Annotated in this window: 18 protein-coding genes; 9 read left to right on the top strand and 9 right to left on the bottom strand. The window is 69.5% G+C overall.

Annotation, left to right across the window (positions count from 1 at the left end; translation table 11 throughout):
* Positions 1-5: 5 nt before the first annotated feature.
* The 6 genes from ACIBI9_RS50975 (at position 6) to ACIBI9_RS50950 (ending at position 7,363) form a co-directional block, all read left to right on the top strand.
* The gene (locus ACIBI9_RS50975) at positions 6-1,490 is read left to right on the top strand and encodes a sugar ABC transporter ATP-binding protein (RefSeq protein ID WP_397234383.1); all 1,485 of its coding nucleotides are present in this window, start codon (positions 6-8) and stop codon (positions 1,488-1,490) included.
* 83 nt (positions 1,491-1,573) lie between these two features.
* The gene (locus ACIBI9_RS50970; RefSeq protein WP_397234382.1) at positions 1,574-2,503 is read left to right on the top strand and encodes an ABC transporter permease; all 930 of its coding nucleotides are present in this window, start codon (positions 1,574-1,576) and stop codon (positions 2,501-2,503) included.
* A complete protein-coding gene (locus tag ACIBI9_RS50965) occupies positions 2,500-3,546 on the top strand; it encodes an ABC transporter substrate-binding protein (RefSeq protein WP_397234380.1) in 1,047 nt (348 codons plus the stop codon). Before ACIBI9_RS50970 ends, ACIBI9_RS50965 begins: the two co-directional genes overlap by 4 nt.
* Positions 3,547-3,557: 11 nt before the next feature.
* Positions 3,558-4,715, top strand: a complete 1,158-nt coding sequence (locus ACIBI9_RS50960; protein ID WP_397234378.1) for a Gfo/Idh/MocA family protein — start codon at positions 3,558-3,560, stop codon at positions 4,713-4,715.
* Between the two features lie 3 nt (positions 4,716-4,718).
* On the top strand, positions 4,719-5,720 hold the full coding sequence (locus tag ACIBI9_RS50955; RefSeq protein ID WP_397234376.1) for a sugar phosphate isomerase/epimerase family protein: 1,002 nt from the start codon (positions 4,719-4,721) through the stop codon (positions 5,718-5,720).
* 347 nt (positions 5,721-6,067) lie between these two features.
* Positions 6,068-7,363 (top strand): Fic family protein, encoded by a 1,296-nt coding sequence (locus ACIBI9_RS50950; RefSeq protein WP_397234374.1) that lies wholly within the window; start codon positions 6,068-6,070, stop codon positions 7,361-7,363.
* A 5-nt stretch (positions 7,364-7,368) separates the two neighbouring features.
* On the opposite strand, the gene ACIBI9_RS50945 is transcribed toward ACIBI9_RS50950, so the two are convergent.
* On the bottom strand, positions 7,369-7,812 hold the full coding sequence (locus tag ACIBI9_RS50945) for a macro domain-containing protein (RefSeq protein ID WP_397234372.1): 444 nt from the start codon (positions 7,810-7,812) through the stop codon (positions 7,369-7,371).
* Between the two features lie 94 nt (positions 7,813-7,906).
* Positions 7,907-8,128: a hypothetical protein gene (locus tag ACIBI9_RS50940; RefSeq protein ID WP_397234370.1), complete on the bottom strand. Its 222-nt coding sequence runs from the start codon at positions 8,126-8,128 to the stop codon at positions 7,907-7,909.
* A 119-nt stretch (positions 8,129-8,247) separates the two neighbouring features.
* Here ACIBI9_RS50940 and ACIBI9_RS50935 point away from each other — a divergent pair, with 119 nt between their 5' ends.
* Positions 8,248-9,507 (top strand): cytochrome P450, encoded by a 1,260-nt coding sequence (locus tag ACIBI9_RS50935; RefSeq protein WP_397234368.1) that lies wholly within the window; start codon positions 8,248-8,250, stop codon positions 9,505-9,507.
* 51 nt (positions 9,508-9,558) lie between these two features.
* Positions 9,559-10,155 (top strand): TetR/AcrR family transcriptional regulator, encoded by a 597-nt coding sequence (locus ACIBI9_RS50930; RefSeq protein WP_397234366.1) that lies wholly within the window; start codon positions 9,559-9,561, stop codon positions 10,153-10,155.
* A 63-nt stretch (positions 10,156-10,218) separates the two neighbouring features.
* Here the strand turns inward: ACIBI9_RS50930 and ACIBI9_RS50925 are convergent, their stop codons facing one another.
* Genes ACIBI9_RS50925 through ACIBI9_RS50915 form a run of 3 tightly spaced genes read right to left on the bottom strand, consistent with a single transcriptional unit; the run spans position 10,219 to position 11,980 of the window.
* Positions 10,219-11,307 (bottom strand): Zn-dependent alcohol dehydrogenase, encoded by a 1,089-nt coding sequence (locus ACIBI9_RS50925; protein ID WP_397234365.1) that lies wholly within the window; start codon positions 11,305-11,307, stop codon positions 10,219-10,221.
* Positions 11,308-11,339: 32 nt separating this feature from the next.
* Positions 11,340-11,531: a ferredoxin gene (locus ACIBI9_RS50920; RefSeq protein ID WP_397234363.1), complete on the bottom strand. Its 192-nt coding sequence runs from the start codon at positions 11,529-11,531 to the stop codon at positions 11,340-11,342.
* Positions 11,528-11,980 carry a pyridoxamine 5'-phosphate oxidase family protein gene (locus ACIBI9_RS50915; protein WP_397234361.1) on the bottom strand — a complete coding sequence of 151 codons (453 nt, stop codon included), beginning with the start codon at positions 11,978-11,980 and terminating at the stop codon, positions 11,528-11,530. The genes ACIBI9_RS50920 and ACIBI9_RS50915 overlap by 4 nt, the downstream gene beginning before the upstream one ends.
* A gap of 85 nt (positions 11,981-12,065) precedes the next feature.
* On the opposite strand from ACIBI9_RS50915, the gene ACIBI9_RS50910 reads away from it, so the two are divergent.
* Complete coding sequence (locus ACIBI9_RS50910) at positions 12,066-12,695, top strand: class I SAM-dependent methyltransferase (RefSeq protein WP_397234522.1); 630 nt, start codon at positions 12,066-12,068, stop codon at positions 12,693-12,695.
* Here the strand turns inward: ACIBI9_RS50910 and ACIBI9_RS50905 are convergent, their stop codons facing one another.
* The 4 genes from ACIBI9_RS50905 to ACIBI9_RS50890 form a co-directional block, all read right to left on the bottom strand.
* On the bottom strand, positions 12,696-13,664 hold the full coding sequence (locus ACIBI9_RS50905) for a DUF1702 family protein (RefSeq protein ID WP_397234359.1): 969 nt from the start codon (positions 13,662-13,664) through the stop codon (positions 12,696-12,698).
* Between the two features lie 150 nt (positions 13,665-13,814).
* A complete protein-coding gene (locus ACIBI9_RS50900) occupies positions 13,815-14,870 on the bottom strand; it encodes a prenyltransferase (RefSeq protein ID WP_397234357.1) in 1,056 nt (351 codons plus the stop codon).
* Entirely contained in the window at positions 14,867-15,577 is a 711-nt protein-coding gene (locus ACIBI9_RS50895; protein WP_350729374.1) for a methyltransferase domain-containing protein, read from the bottom strand. Before ACIBI9_RS50895 ends, ACIBI9_RS50900 begins: the two co-directional genes overlap by 4 nt.
* Positions 15,578-15,580: 3 nt before the next feature.
* The gene (locus ACIBI9_RS50890; RefSeq protein WP_397234355.1) at positions 15,581-16,840 is read right to left on the bottom strand and encodes a glycosyltransferase family 4 protein; all 1,260 of its coding nucleotides are present in this window, start codon (positions 16,838-16,840) and stop codon (positions 15,581-15,583) included.
* Positions 16,841-16,871: the final 31 nt, after the last annotated feature.

Below are 16,871 nucleotides of genomic sequence, written 5' to 3'. Positions count from 1 at the left end.
CCCCGATGCTGGTCATGAAGGGCATCGTCAAGCAGTTCCCCGGGGTACGCGCGCTGGACGGGGTCAACCTGGACGTACGGGCGGGCGAGGTGCACTGCCTGCTCGGCCAGAACGGCGCCGGCAAGTCCACACTGATCAAGGTCCTGGCCGGGGTGCACCAGCCGGACGAGGGCACGATCCTGTTCAACGACCAGGAAGTGCGCCCGGGCAGCCCCATCGACGCCATCAGGCTCGGGTTCGCCACGATCTACCAGGAGCTCGACCTGGTCGACGGGCTCAGCGTGGCCGAGAACATCTTCCTCGGCCACGAGCACGCCCGCTTCGGCTTCGTCAACCGGGCGGCCGCCAGGCGCGCCGCCCGCGAGGTGCTCGAACGGCTCGGCCACGGGGAGATCCGCGTGTCGGCCGAGGTGGGACGGCTGTCGCCGGCGGCCAAGCAGGTGGTGTCCATGGCCAGGGCGCTCTCCCACGACGCCCGCCTGATCATCATGGACGAGCCGTCCGCCGCCCTCGCCCACGACGAGGTCGCGAACCTCTTCCGCATCATCCGCGAGCTGACCGCCCAGGGCGTGGCCGTCGTCTACATCTCGCACCGCCTGGAGGAGATCCGCGAGATCGGCGACAGGGTCACCGTGCTGAAGGACGGCCGCACGGTCGCCGTCGGCCTGTCCGCGCGTGACACCCCCACCGGGGAGATCGTCTCGCTCATGACCGGCAGGAACGTCGAGTACGTCTTCCCGCCCCGGGCCGGCCGCTCGCCGGGCGAGGAGGTGCTCAAGGTCGAGAACCTGTCCTCGCCGGGCGTCTTCTCGGGCGTGTCGTTCTCCGTGCGGGCGGGCGAGATCGTCGGGCTGGCCGGGCTCGTGGGCTCGGGCCGTTCGGAGATCCTGGAGGCCGTGTACGGCGCCCGCCCCGCCTCGGGTCGCGTCCTGCTCGCCGGATCCCCCGTGCGCCGCAGCGTCGTCGGCACCGTCAGGCGCGGCATGGGCCTGGCCCCGGAGGAACGCAAGGCCCAGGCACTCCTCCTCGACCAGAGCGTCACCGCCAACATCACGCTGGGCAGCCTGCCGGGGTTCGCCAGGTTCGGCTGGATCGACCGCAAGCGGGAGCGGGCCGAGGCCAAACGTCTGTCGGAAATGCTGGACATCAGGCCACCCGACCCCGAACGTCCGATCAGGACCCTGTCCGGCGGCAACCAGCAGAAGGCCGTGCTCGCCCGCTGGCTGCTCGGCGGCCGCAAGCTGCTCCTGCTCGACGAGCCGACCAGAGGCGTGGACGTGGGCGCCAGGGCCGAACTGTACGCGGTGATCCGCGACCTGGCCGAGCAGGGGATCGGCGTGCTGCTGGTCTCCAGCGAGGTGCCCGAGGTGCTCGGCCTGGCCGACCGGGTGCTCGTGTTACGCGAGGGCACGGTCATCCACGAGGGCGACGCCGCAGGTCTGGACGAGCACCGCGTACTCGACATGATCATGAATGGGAGGGCGGCGTGATGAGCGAGCCCACAACGGACCGGTCGCCGGCGGGAGTGGGGGCGGCCCCGTCGCCGGGCAGCTTGCGCTCCAGTTTCGGAGAAATGCGACATCTCGGGCTGCTGGCGGCCCTGGCGCTGCTGATCGTCGTCGGCCTGGTCACCAGACCCGAGAACTTCGCCACCACCTCCAACCTCGTCAGCATCCTCTCCCTGGCCGCCACGATCGGCGTGATCACGGTCGGGGCCACGTTCGTGATCATCGGCGGCGGCATCGACCTGTCGGTCGGCGCGGTCATGGCGCTGGCCTCGGTCTGGGCCACGACGCTGGCCACGCAGTCGTACGGGCCGGTGGTCATGGCGATCTGCGCCATCCTCGTCGGCACCGGGGCGGGGCTGGTCAACGGGTTACTCATCGCCTACGGGCGACTGGTGCCGTTCATCGCGACGCTGGCCATGCTCGTCGCCGCCCGAGGGCTGGCGCAGCGCATGTCCGACCGGAAGACGCAGCTCATCCAGTCCGACAACTCCGCCCTCGTGGACCTGTCGACCACGCGGCTGCTCGGCATCCCGCTGCTGGTCTACATCTTCGCCCTGGTCGTCGTGCTCGGGTGGATCGTGCTCAACCGCACGACGTTCGGGCGGCGGACGTACGCGGTCGGGGGCAACCCCGAGGCGGCCAGGCTCGCCGGGATCGACGTGCGCAGGCACACGATGCTGCTCTACGCCCTGTCGGGGCTCTGCTGCGGCATCGCCGCGATCCTCATCATGGCGCGTACGACGACGGGCTCGTCCACCCACGGCGACCTGTACGAACTCGACGCCATCGCCGCCGTGATCATCGGCGGCACACTGCTCACCGGGGGCCGGGGCACGATCGTGGGCTCGATCCTGGGCCTGCTGATCTTCACCCTCATCACGAACCTGTTCATTCTCAACGGGCTCAACACCAGCGACCAGCTGATCGCCAAGGGCCTGATCATCGTCGTCGCCGTCCTTCTCCAGCGGCGGAACTTGAAGGAGAGAGCACCATGAGTGAGAACGTCGCCCGCAGGGGATTCCTCGTCGGCGGAGCCGTACTCTTAGCGGCGGGCTGCACCAGCAACGAGCCCGCGGCCGCGCCCAGCAGCGCGGCCCCCGCGCCCGCCCCGGCGGCCAGCGGCAACGACCAGCCGGGTGACAAGGTCACGATCGGGTTCTCGGCGCCCGCCGCCGACCACGGCTGGATCGCGGCCATCGCCAGGAACGCCGAGAGCGCCGCGAAGCAGTACTCCGACGTCGACTTCAAGCCCGTCGAGCCGACGAACGACATCAACCAGCAGATCTCCGCGGTCGAGTCGCTCATCGCGGCCAAGGTGAGCGCGCTGGTCATCCTGCCCAACGACGGCCAGCAGCTGAACCAGGTCGCGCTGCAGGCGACCCAGGCGGGGATCCCGGTCATCAACCTCGACCGCGTCTTCCCCGACAAGCTGGCCTATCGCACGTGGATCGGCGGCGACAACTACGGCATGGGCGTCGCGGCCGGGCACTACATCGGCAAGCAGCTCAAGGACAAGGGCGTCGCCAACCCCGTCATCGTCGAGATCCAGGGCATCGCCACGCTGCCCCTGACGCAGGACCGCAGCAAGGGCTTCGCCGACGCGCTGAAGACGTACGGGTTCAGCGTCACGGCCAAGCAGGACGCCAAGTTCACGGTCGAGACCGGCAACCAGGTGGCCACGTCGCTGCTCCAGGCGCACAAGAAGATCGACGCGCTCTGGAACCACGACGACGACCAGGGCGTCGGCGTGCTGGCCGCGATCAAGGAGGCCAACCGGAACGAGTTCGTCATGGTCGGCGGCGCCGGATCGCTGAACGCGATGAAGGAGATCCAGTCGGGTACGTCGGTGTTGAAGGCCACCGTCACCTACAGCCCGACGATGGCCTCCTCGGCGATCAAACTCGCACGTCTGATCGCGCAGGGGAAGGGCATGAGTGATCTGGTGGAGAACCAGGTTCCACAGTCAATCACTCTCGCATCCGAGACCATCACCAAGGACAACGTCGAGAAGTACCTGGCGCTCGGCTTCGAATCCTGATCGGGGGTTGCATGTCAGACAAGACCACCATCGGCGTGGGCATGATCGGCTATGCCTTTATGGGCCGTGTCCACTCCCAGGCCTGGCGCAGCGTCTCGGCCTTCTTCGACCTGCCTTTGGTGCCTCGCATGGCGGTGCTCGGCGGCAGGTCGAAGGAGAGCACCGAGGCGGCTGCCGCACAGCTCGGCTGGGCCGACGTCGAGACGGACTGGAGAGAGCTGATCCAGCGCGACGACGTGCAGATCGTCGACATCTGCACGCCCGGCGACTCGCACGCCGAGATCGCCATCGCCGCGCTGCAGGCGGGCAAGCACGTGATCTGCGAGAAACCGCTGGCCAACACCGTCGAAGAGGCCGAGGCCATGGTCCGGGCCGCGCAGGCGGCGCCGTCCTCGGTCAAGAGCATGGTGGCCTTCAACTACCGGCGGGTGCCCGCGATCGCGCTGGCCCGCCGGTACGTCGAGGAGGGCCGGATCGGCGAGGTCAGGCACGTACGGGCCGCGTACCTGCAGGACTGGATCGTCGATCCGGAGTTCCCGCTGGTCTGGCGACTGCAGAAGGACAAGGCGGGCGCGGGCGCGCTGGGCGACATCGGCTCGCACATCGTGGACGCGGCCCAGTTCATCACGGGTCAGCAGCTGGTGGGCGTCTCCGCGCTGACGGAGACGTTCATCAAGGAACGGCCCGTCGCCGCGGCGTCCGCGGGTCTGGCGGCCACCGGCACCGGCGCCATGGGCCAGGTGACCGTGGACGACGCCGCCCTGTTCATCGGCCGGCTCTCGGGCGGAGGGCTGGCCTCGTTCGAGGCCACCCGCTTCGCCTTCGGCCGCAAGAACGCGATGCGCATCGAGATCAACGGCTCGCTCGGCAGCCTGGCGTTCGACTTCGAGGCCATGAACGAGCTGTGGTTCAGCTCCGGAGGCGGCGGCTTCGAGCGGATCCTGGTCACCGAACCCGACCACCCCTACGTGGGCGCCTGGTGGCCGCCCGGGCACGGTCTCGGCTACGAGCACACCTTCACCCACGAGATCAACGACTTCCTGGAGGCGATCGCCACCGGAGCCGACCCGTCGCCGTCGTTCGCCGACGGGCTGCGGGTGCAGCGGGTGCTGGAGGCGGTCGAGCGCAGCGCGGCTGAGGGCAGCCGCTACATGAACGTGGAGGACTGACACATGCGACCTGTCACCCTGTTCACGGGGCAGTGGGCCGACCTGCCGTTCGAGGAGGTGTGCAGGCTGGCGGCCGAATGGGGCTACGACGGCCTCGAGATCGCCTGCTCGGGCGACCACTTCGACGTGGCCCAGGCCGTGGCGGACCCGTCGTACGTGGAGCAGAAGCACGCCCAGCTCGACAAGCACGGCCTCAAGGTCTGGACCATCTCCAACCACCTCGTCGGCCAGGCGGTGTGCGACCTCATCGACGAGCGCCACAAGTCCATCCTCCCCGCCCGCATCTGGGGCTCCGGCGACCCCGAGTCGGTACGCCAGGCGGCGGCGGAGGACATGAAGAACACGGCCCGCGCGGCCGCCCTGCTGGGCGTGAACACGGTGGTCGGCTTCACCGGGTCGTCGATCTGGCACACGGTCGCCATGTTCCCGCCGGTGCCGGCGTCGATGGTGGACGCCGGATACCAGGACTTCGCCGACCGCTGGAACCCGATCCTCGACGTCTTCGACGAGGTCGGAGTGCGCTTCGCGCACGAGGTCCACCCGAGTGAGATCGCGTACGACTACTACACCACCGTGCGCACCCTGGAGGCGATCGGCCACCGCCCCGCCTTCGGCCTGAACTGGGACCCGTCCCACATGGTCTGGCAGGACCTGGACCCGGTCGGGTTCATCCTGGACTTCAAGGACCGGATCTACCACGTCGACTGCAAGGACACGCGCATGCGCGTGGGCGACGGCCGCAAGGGCCGCCTGTCCTCGCACCTGGCGTGGGCGGACATGCGCCGCGGCTGGGACTTCGTCTCGACGGGGCGCGGCGACGTGCCCTGGGAGGACTGCTTCCGGGCGCTGAACTCGATCGGGTACGACGGGCCCATTTCGATCGAGTGGGAGGACGCGGGGATGGACCGGCTGGATGGGGCTAGGGAGGCGCTCGCATACATCCGCAAGCTCAACTCCATCACCCCGCCGACGGCCGCCTTCGACGCCGCCTTCTCGACGACGTAAGGGCTTTCACGAGGGGGGTGCTGCGCTCCTCGGGATTCCCGACAGCGCCTCCCCTCGGACCCCTCCCCTCGCCGGCGCCCGCCCGTTGCCCGGTTACCGGCTTGGCCTGCTGGAGCCCGCCCCGAGCGGTCCTCGCTGTCGCTCGGGCTGCGTCTGATGGGCTTGAGGCTCCGTCCCAAGCCCCGAGGCGAGAGACTCCCGCCCCTCGCGCACCCCGGCGTCGGCCGAGGGCGAAGTGGTCCCAGATACTATGTGGGAAGGCCGCTTATCCTTTCACCGCGACCGCCGCGATGAAAGGATACGGATTATCCTTTCATCGCGGCTGGCAGCGTGTAAGGATAATCGCCGTGGCGACGTACCTTGAGGCTTCATGGCCTGCGGCATGGGATGCCCCGGGCAAGCGAGACCGGCGCGGGGGCGTCTATCGCCCGTACCTGCCGGATCCTCTGATAGGCCGGAGCATCATCGTGTCCCCGGACATCGCGCAGGACGCCGCCAAAGCTGAAGGGCTCGTTCAACGACTCGTCACCCACTCTGCCGGTCATGGTGTGGATGGTCTTGCGCGCTTTCTGCTCCGATCTGAAGCGATCGCCTCGTCACGCATAGAGGGTCTCCAGACCTCGCCGCAGCAGGTCGCTCTCGCAGAACTGGCTGCTCACGAGACAGGGGTGTCAAGGGGATTTACGGCGACGGCGGCTCTGGTGGCCAACAACGTGACGGCGTTGCGGCGGGCGGTTACCGAGCTTGTCGGTGTCGAGGCGGTTTCCACGGCTGACATCGTCGCTCTGCATACCGCGTTGCTGCCCGACGAGAAACACCACGGCTTGCGGGAGGTGCAGAACTGGGTGGGCGGTGGGGATTGGCATCCGCTCGACGCTGAGTTCGTTCCTCCACCTCCTGAGCATGTCCGGCCGTTGATGGACGATCTTGTCTCGTACATGAACACGGCGGAGCACGCACCTCTGATTCAGGCGGCGCTGGCACATGCGCAGTTCGAGACAATCCACCCCTTCACGGATGGAAACGGCAGGGTCGGTCGAGCGCTGGTGCACACCGTTCTCGCTCGGCGCGGTCTCACGCCCCATGCGATCCTTCCGATTAGTCTCGTGCTGCTCACGCGGTCGGATGCGTACATTGACGGTCTCACGGCGTACAGGTACGCAGGGGACCCTCATTCGGCGGAGTCCCAGCAGGGTTCCAATACGTGGTTGCGGGTCTTTCTCGCGGCCGCTGCCACTGCTGTCGAGCAGGCGGAAAGGTTTGCTGACGAACTCGACGAACTGCACAGCGAATGGCTGGAAAGACACCGTCGCTACCGGGAATCTCAGGGCTTGCGGGCATCCCCCAGGGCTGATTCGGCCGTCGCTCGCCTGCTGAATCTCCTGCCCGCGGTGCCACTCGTGACCGCTCGTACAGTGCAGTGCCTGCTCTCGGTCACGCATCCCGCCGCGCGGCAAGCCTTGGAAGAGCTGGCGGGGGCCGGCATTCTGCACCCCAAGCAGGTCGAGAGGAACACCAGAGGGTATCTCGCCCGCGAGATCTTCGATCTGCTGACGCTGACCGAGCGCCGCCTGGCGAGCACTCGGTGGGACACTCGTGAGTCACCGCCTGGACGAATCGTGCCTGCCCGCCCGCAGCGCTGAGCGCCTCAACGGGGGCCGTACAGCCGGATGTCGAGGTCCAGGTCGCCCAGCTTCTCCCGGATGAGTGCCCGCACCTCCGGCCAGGCGAGCCCGCCGTGCCCGCAGCCCAGGGGTGGGATCGCGACACTCCCGAGGCGCAGTTCGACCAGCAGTCGCGCCAGGTCGTCCAGCCCTGAGGCGATGTCCGGCAGCTTGGACTTCTGGCGCCAGTGGCGTTTGGTCGGGAAGTTGAGCACCCACCGATCGCCGCCGCCGAGCCGTACGGGGAGGACGTGCCCGATCCGCATGCGGCCGTCGGCGCACGCCTGCGCGTACGCGGCGAACATCTCGGGGAACGCCTGCTTGAACTCCAGGGCGATCCCCTTGCCCATCACCCCTACGGTGTTGACCGCGTTGACGAGGGCTTGCGCGTCGTCTTGGAGCAGGTCGCCGGTGGTTTCCGTGATCAAGGAAGCTCTCCCGCAGCTCGAGGTGTCCGAACACCAGAACTAGCAGGCGACCCCGACAAGGCTTGGCATGAGTCGCGTAAGCCCACCGTCGTCCTCAGGCCGGTCGGCGCAGCGCCGGCTCGACCGCGCGCACCATGGACATGACGCGCTCGACGACCTCCTGCTTCTCGCCCACAGGCGCCGCATACTCGATCACGTCCCAGGCCGTGGCCTCGCCGACCGTGTGGAGCAGCGTCCACGCCGCCAGGTAGACGGATGCCAGGCAGCCGCCCGCGGTCGCGATCGCGCCCTCCGCATGGAACGGCGCGTCCAGCACTCTTCGACCCAGGGCCGCGTGACGGTGTCGGTGCAGGCGGTTCGCCCGAGGGTCTCGCCGTTGACATATTGACCTCGGGTCATTATTAATGACCTAAGGTCAATAACAAGGGAGCGCAGATGCCCAACGCAACAGACAGCGAGACGTCCGGTCTCCACCTGGTCAGCAAGCTGCTCGACCCCGCGTCGCGGCCGGACCCGTACCCGATCTACGCCGACTTCCGCGCCCGCGGCCCGCTATGGATCGAGGAGATGTCCTCGCTGGTGGTGACGGGTTACCGCGACTGCGAGACGCTGCTGCGCGACCCGCGGCTCAGCGCCGAGCGGTGGCGGTTCTTCCAGGCCGATGGGGCAGCCGACCCGTACCCCCCGGACGCTCCCTCCTCGGTCCGGCGGCCGTGGTTCCTCTCCCTGGACCCTCCGGACCACACCCGGCTGCGGCGCCTGGTCAGCAGCGCGTTCACCGCCCGTACCGTCGCCCGGATGGAGGACTCCGTCACGCGGCTGGTCGACGAGTTCCTCGACCGCGCGGCCGAGGGGGAGACGTTCGACGTGGTGTCCGGCCTCGCCTACTCGCTGCCGGTGACGGTCATCTGCCGGATGCTTGGCGTCCCGCAGGCTGACGAGCGGCTGTTCCACGGGTGGTCCGCCCGGCTCACCCGGCTGCTCGACGGGTTCTCCAACCCCGACGACGGGAACGAGGACAATCCGGAGTGGGTGCGTGGCATGGTCGACATGCACCTGTACGTCAACGAGCTCGTCGCCGAACGGCGCCGGAGCCCGCGCCGGGACGACCTGATCTCCGAGCTGCTCGCCGCAGAGGACGGCGGTGACGTGCTCAGCCATGACGAGCTGGTCTCCACGATCGTGCTGCTGCTGGTGGCGGGGCACGAGACGACGGTCAACCTGATCGCCAACGGCGTGCTCGCCCTGCTGCGGCACCCCGGCCACCTCGCCGCCCTGCGCGCCGACCCCGGCACGGCGGCCGCGGTCGTCGAGGAGACCCTGCGCTACGACTCGCCCGTCCAGCTCACCGCCCGGGTCGCCCGCGAGGACCTGCTCGTCGGGACGGCGAAGGCGCCCGCGGGCAGCCTGATCATCCTGCTGCTGGCCGCGGCTCACCGGGACCCTGAGGCGAACCCGGACCCGGACCGGTTCGACCCGGCCCGCGAGCAGGTGCGGCATCTGGGCTTCAGCTTCGGCCCGCACTTCTGCCTCGGCGCGCCGCTGGCCAGGCTCGAAGGCCGGGTGGCGCTGGCCGCGTTCGCCCGGCGCGTCCGGGAGCCCGAGCTGGTCGCCGACCCGCCGCCGTACCGGGAGCACGTCAACCTCCGCGGCGTCAGCGAGCTCCTCATCTCCCATGCGGGAGTGACGAGATGACGGGCTCGTACGACCTCTGAGGCGGCCCGCACGGTCGGCTAACCTGATGCGATGGTGACCTCCAGGAGCCGGCGCCGCCTTTCCCCTGAGGCCAGGCGCAGCGAACTCATCGACGCCGCCATCCGGCTCCTGGACTCCGGGCAGGACGTGACCAACTGGGTCCGAGCCGTCACCGCCGAAGCCGACGCCGCCAAGGGCACTTTCTACGTCTACTTCTCCTCCTGGGAGGAGATGATCGCCGCGGTACGGGACCGCGTGCTCCAGGGCTATGTGGACCGGTTCAACCGGCTCGCCGAATCCACCGAGCCGATCGACTGGTGGGCCACCCTCGACGCCGAATGCGCGGCGGCCGTCGATGTCATCGCCCGGCCCGGCGGGCTCCACACCGCCGTCTTCCACTCCCACCCCGGGCCCGCGTCCGCGGACGAAGGGCGGCGGGACACCATCGCCGCCATCGCCAAGGCGCTGCAGCGGGGCATGGACGACGGCGCGTTCCGCCAGGTGGACCCGCATATCGCGGCCACGCTGCTGTTCACCGTCCTGCACGGCGCCGCGGACGCGATCGCCGCGGGGGAGCAGCTGCAGCCCTGGCTGGCGGCCGTGCGCGACCTCACCCGCCACTGGCTCGCACCACCGCCGAAGGAGTGAGAGGGGCGGACGCGGCGGCCCCCCTCACTCGGAACGGCGGAACAGCGGAACAGCGGAACAGGGTCAGTCCATGACGACGATCTGGCGGAGGACCTCGCCGCCCCGCAACGCCGCCACCGCGTCGTTCAGGTCAGACAGGCGGATGCGGGCGCTGATCATCGACTCCAGGTCCAGCTTGCCAGCCTTGTGGAGCTTGGCGAAGTAGGGGAAGGCATGGCGCACGTCCGCCTCCCCGTACAGGCTGGACAGCAGGTTCTTGCCCTCGAACAGCAGGCTGAACGCCGAGATCGACACCATGTCGTCCACCGCGCCCGCCCCGACCACGATGACGTCGCCGCCCTGCCGGGTGATCTGCCAGGCGCTCTGGATGGTGGCCGCCTTGCCGACCACCTCGAAGCCGTAGTCGAAGCCGGTGCCGGCGGTGAGCTCGTTCAGGGCGTCGGGGACCTGCTCCGGGGTGACGGCGTGCGTGGCGCCGACCTTCTTGGCCAGCTCGTGCTTGGACTCCAGCGGGTCGACCGCGAGGATCGTCCGGGCGCCGGAGAGGCGGGCGCCCTGGATGACCGACAGGCCGACGCCGCCGCAGCCGATCACCGCGACCGTGGAGCCGGGGCGGACCTTCGCGGTGTTGATCGCGGCGCCCACGCCGGTCGTGATGCCGCAGCCGATCAGGGCCGCCGCCTCCCACGACACGTCCTCGTCGATCTTGATCGCGCCCTGCCACGGCACGACGATCTCCTCGGCCCAGGTGCCGCACCCGGCCATCCCGTACGCCGTCGCCCCGTCGCCGCCGAACCGGAAGTTGCCCTTGCTGAACGCCTCGACCACGTACTTGATGCACAGGTACGGCTGGCCGCCCAGGCACAGGTCGCACTCCTGGCAGCCGGGACGCCAGTTGATGACCACGTGGTCGCCCGGCTTGAGCGAGGTGACGTGCTCGCCAACCTCGACCACCTCACCCGCGCCCTCGTGCCCGAGCACCAGCGGCACGGGCTGCGGCAGTACGCCGGTCATGGCCGACAGGTCCGAGTGGCAGACGCCCGTAGCCTTGATCCGTACGCGTACGTCCGCCGGCCCGACGGGGGCCAGGGTGACGTCGTCGCGGATGTCCAGCTTGTCGTTGCCTACGGCGTGCAGGATCGCGGCGCGCATGGGGTTCCTCCTCCGGCTGGTGCCTAGCGGGGCTATTCCTCTAGGGAAAGGGCGGCTTTGGGGCAGGACCTGACGGCGTGGCGGACGCGGTCCCGCATCTCGGGGGGTGGTTCTGGCAGCAGGATGTGGAGCTGGTCGTCGTCGTCCACCTCGAACACCTCCGGCGCGAGCCCCATGCACACGGCGTTGGCCTCGCAGACCAGCTCGTCCAGCTTGACTCTCATGCGAGCCTCCTGTGATCCCATGAGACCACTTTGGTGTACTCCACGACGTACGCAACTCGCTTGCGCCCGGTCTGCTCCACGTACGGGCGCAGCAGTTCGTCCGGTACGCCCGGAGTCATCCGCCGGGCGACCATCATCCCGATGTCCATGACGCGGTCGCGGTCGTCCACCCGTTCGGCGTTCCCGTACACCAGGACGCCCCGGAGCTCGGAGTAGTCCTCGCCCGTCTCGATCAGGCAGCTCACCCGGGGGTCACGGGCAAGATTGTGGGCCTTCTGGGCTTTGGCGTAGGTCCAGAAGGTGATGCGTCCCTTGTCGAGCCCATAGAACATCGTCACCAGATGGGGGGTGCCGTCCGCGTTGATGGTGGCCAGCTGCAGCTTGCGCGAGCTCTCCAGGAAGGCGGTGACGTCGTCGTCCGACATGGCGATGCGAGCGCGCTGATTCACGTTGTAAGTAGAACAGGTTTCAGAACGGGCCTGCAAGGGTCCCCTGGAATGTTGTTCGGTTCGGCTAGGCTGCATCCCCATGACGATGCCGTCAGAGCTGCTCTACGCAGCTAAGCACGCCAAGGGATTCATGCCGCACAACGAGGGTCTGGCCCTGTACGAGGCCGCCTGCCAGTACGGGAAGCTGGGCCCCGTCTGCGAGATCGGCACGTACTGCGGGAAGTCGGCCGTCTATCTCGGCGCGGCGGCCAGGCAGGCCGGGTCGGTGGTCGTCACCGTGGACCACCACCGGGGCTCCGAGGAGATCCAGCCCGGGTGGGCCCATCACGACCCGACGCTGGTGGACCCCCGGTTCGGGAAGATGGACTCGCTGCCGACGTTCAGGTCCACGATCGCGGCCGCCGGGCTCGAGGACGAGGTGATCGCGATCGTCGGCCGGTCGGAGCGGGTCGCCGCCCTCTGGAGGACGCCTCTGGGGATGTTGTTCATCGACGGCGGGCACTCCGAGGAGCCGGTGACCCGCGACTACGAGGGCTGGGCGCCGCACGTCATGGAGGGCGGGGCGCTCGTCTTCCACGACATCTACCCCGACCCGGCCGACGGCGGGCAGGCGCCGTACCGGATCTACCAGCGGGCGGTGCGGTCGGGCGCCTTCACCGAGGTGTCGGTGGAGGGCTCGCTCCGCGTGCTGGAGCGCGTCGGCCCCGGAATCTAGTCAGCTGCGGTGGCGCTGGCTCCAGGACCGGCGGGTCTGGGTCTGCCAGCGCTGGAAGTCCTCGTGCGTGTGCGCCTCGTGCCCGAGCAGGAGGAGCGCCTGGTCGGTCCACGAGGCGGCCTCCTCCGGTTCGGCCCCGGCCAGGATCGGCACGGCCTGCGCCGCGTGGTCCGGCAGCGTGCCTGACCGCAGCCGGGCGGCGACGGCGAACGCGCACCCCTGGGCCAGCTGGGCGCGGAACCCGTCGGCTCCAGCGTGCTCGGTCAGCCACCACAGCTCGTCGGTCTCGGCCCCGCCCGTGTACGTCGCCGCGAACCCGATCCCGCTCCACAGGTCGCCCCGCCGTCCCGCCGGATATCCACCGATCCTGGCGGCGACGTCGTCGGGCGAGGCGCTGTCGTGGTACCAGAGCAGCCGCCCCAGCCCCTGGTCGAACACCGCGCAGTGCGCCCTGGTCAGCAGGTCGGGCATCGTGCGCTCGCCCACCATGCGGTCGGCCCTGACCAGGCTCCACTGGAACCCGAACCCGTCCACGGCCAGCCAGCGCAGCAGCGGATGGGCGCGCCGCGCGCCCCACAGGGGCCGCAGCCGCAGCAGGGCGTAGCCGCGACCGGCGCCGACGTAGGCGGCGTGGCGATGATGCTGGGCGGGGCCGGTGAGTAGCTCGTGAAGGCGCCGGCCCCGCGTCAGCGTGAGCAGGTCGAGCACGGTGCAGGCGGCGGCCGCCCCTTCGTAGCCGAAGGGCCGCTGCTCCGCCGATATTTCCTCGACCTTCTCGATCTCCCGGGACATCACCGCGTTGAAGCCGAAAACATACGACCTCTCGGCGTCGGTGAAGACCGCTCGGGAAGCTCCTCCTCTGAGCCGGAATCGTCGCCGGCCCAGATCGGACTCCAGCGGATCCTTGACCAGGAACCTCCGCAGCCCCCTCGCCCGGGACAGTGTCGGCTCGGTCCTGACCTGATCCAAGAACGAAGTTGTGCCCGTGTCGCCCACGCTTCCCCCGAAGACGCCTCGTACGAGTCACTCCGAAGCTAGTAAGCCCATTGCGCCGATCATCGGCGGCGCACCGGATTCCGGGGGCAAAGAACCCGCAAAAGCGCTTGTGCGGGGGCGGGGTCAGAGGTCGTCTCGGCGTACCAGGCCCGTGCCGGCGGCGCAGCCGCAGGTCTCCGGGTCGGACACCGACGTCCCCACGATGTCCCGGAACAGCCCGGACCCCGGCGTCAGCTTCAGCAGCGCGTCGGCGGCGAGCACGACGGCGGCGGCCGTGTAGCCGGATCGTTCGTGGGGGAAGTGCTTGCGGTTCGCGAACTGCCAGCCCGTCCAGTACGAGCCGTCCTCGTGCCGCAGATGCTGCACGTCCGTGAACAGCGTGGTCGCCTGCCCCCGCTCTCCCAGCGCGTCGAGCGCCAGCACCAGCTCGCACGTCTCCGCCCCCGTCACCCACGGCTGGTCGGACACGCACCGGATCCCGAGCCCCGGCACCACGAACGTGGCCCACTCGCGCTCCAGCAGCTCGAACGCCTGCTGCCCGCGCACCGCGCCGCCGAGCACCGGGTAGTACCAGTCCATGGAGAAGCGGCTCTTGTCCGCGAACGCCTCGGGATGCGCCGCCAGCACGTGCGCCAGCCGGTCGGCGGCCAGCTCCCAGTGCGGCTGCGGGTCGCCCAGGTGGTCCGCGAGCAGCACGCCGCAGCGCAGCCCCTGGTGGATGGAGGAGCACCCGGTCAGCAGCGCGAGCGTCGAGGCGACGCCGTGCGCGTCGCGCTCCCAGACGATCTCGCCCCGCTCGGTCTGCAGCCCCGCCACGTAGTCGAGCGCGGCCTTGACCATGGGCCAGTGCTCCTCGGTGAACGCCTGGTCGCCGGTCACGAGGTGGTGGTGCCAGAGCCCGGCGGCGACGTAGGCGGCGTGGTTGCTCTCGCCGCCCTGCTCCGTGGGCACGCCGTCGACCAGCTTCATCGGCCAGGAGCCGTCGGGGCGCTGGTGGCGGGCCAGCCACGCGTAGCCGCGCCGTACCGGCTCGGCGAGTCCGGCGATGGACATGGCCATCAGGCACTCGACGTGGTTCCACGCGTCGACGTGGCCTTCCGGCCACGGCACGCCGCCGTCGCCCTGCTGGATCGCCGCGATGCTCTCGGCCGTCCGCACGACCTCCGCGTGGGAGATCATGGCTTCCTGACGTAGAGGACCACGCTCTTGCCGATGATGGGGTTGAGCACGGCTTCGGCGATCCTGGTGGCGGCCGGGCGCTTCATGATGTCCCAGACCAGCAGCTCGTGGTACGCCTTGGCGAGCGGGTGGTCGTCGTTGCCCACGCCGACGGCGCATTTGATCCACCAGTACGGCGCGTGCAGGCCGTGGGCGTGGTGGTGGGGGCCGATCTCGAACCCGATGGACTTCAGCTTGGCCGACAGCTCAGCCAACGTATAAATCCGGACATGTCCCCCGGGGGCCGTGTGGTAGGCCTCGTCCAGCGCCCAGCAGATCCGTTCCGGCAGGAAGCTCGGAACGGTCACGGCCGCCGTGCCGCCCGGCTTGAGCACGCGGAAGAGCTCGCGCATGGCCGCCATGTCGTCCGGGATGTGCTCCAGCACCTCGGCCGCGATGACCCGGTCGAAGCTGCCGTCCTCGAACGGCATGTCCAGCGCCGTACCCTGGACGATCTGCCCGCTCGCCCCCGGCGGCACCTCGCCCGCCTTGTCCATCGCCGCGAACATGGCCGCCACGCCGTCCAGCTCCGCCTGGTCCATGTCGAACGCGATCACGTCCGCCCCCCGGCGCAGCGCCTCGAAGGCGTGCCTGCCGCCGCCGCAGCCCAGGTCGAGCAGGCGCACGCCGGGGCCGACGGGAAGCCGGGCGAAGTCGACGGTCAGCACTGGTCAGCCTCTCCTTTTGTGGTTCTCGATGGCCTCGAGGTACGCCTCGACGGTCCTCTTGGCCACGACGTGCCAGGTGTAGCGCTCCATGACGCGGTCGTATCCGGCCTTGCCCACGCGTTCGCGCTCCTCGGGGGAGTCGTGCAGGCGGCGCAGCACCGCGGCCAGCTCCTCGGGGTCGCCCGGGGCCACCTGGATGGCGGCGTCGCCCACGACCTCGGGCAGCGCCCCCGTACGGCTGGCCACCAGCGGCGTGCCGCAGGCCATGTGCTCGACGGCGGGCAGCGAGAAGCCCTCATAGAGGGAGGGGACGACCGAGATCTCCGAGGTGGCGATCAGCTCGCCCAGTTCGTCGTCGGAGATGCCGTGGACGAAACGCACCCGGTCTTCCAGCGACAGCTCCTGGACGAGCTGCTCGGTCGGGCCGCCGGGGGTGGGGCGGCTGACGACGGTGAGGTGCACGTCGCGCTCGGTGGCCAGCTTCGCGACCGCCCGCAGCAGCGTCGCGACGCCCTTCATGGGCGAGTCCGCGCTGGCCACTGCCACGATCGAGCCCTTGCGCTTGGGCTTGTCCGGGCGCGGGTGGAAATAGCGGGTGTCGACGCCGAGGGGGATCAGGCGCATGTTCGCCTGGGGGACGTTGAAGTCGCGGTGGATGTCGGCCAGCGACGACTCGCTGACGGTCAGGATCGGGCTCAGCCGGGGCGCGACGCGCGACTGCATCTTCACGAACCCGTACCAGCGGCGCAGGCTCAGCCGCTTCCCACCGGTGGCGGCCTCGAGCTCGATGCGGCGGTCGACGCTGATCGGGTGGTGGATGGTGCCGACCACGGGGAACATCCGCTGGATGCCCAGCAGGCCGTATCCGAGGGTCTGGTTGTCCTGCACGACGTCGAAGTCACCGATGCGCTTCTTCAGCTCGCGGTAGGCCCGCAGCGTGAACGTCAGCGGCTCGGGGAACCCCGCCGTCCACATCGTCCCGACCTCGAGCCAGTCGATCCAGTCGCGGTATTCGTGCAGCTTGGGCGTTCTGAACGGGTCCTCGTCGCGGTAGAGATCGAGGCTGGGGACCTCGCGCAGGATGACGCCCTCGTCCAGCTCGGGATAGGGCTGGCCGGAGAACACCTCGACGTGGTGCCCTAAGGCGACCAGCTCGCGGCTGAGGTGGCGAAGGTAGACGCCCTGACCGCCACAGGTGGGCTTGCTGCGGTAGGACAACAACGCGACTCGCAGCTTTCGCTCCCGCCGGGCTGGCTCTTCCACGACACCCCTTTCTCCGCCGGTAGGGCCCTTG

It is taken from the genome of Nonomuraea sp. NPDC050451 (assembly GCF_044458585.1).
This window is presented reverse-complemented; position numbering and strand designations above follow the sequence as displayed.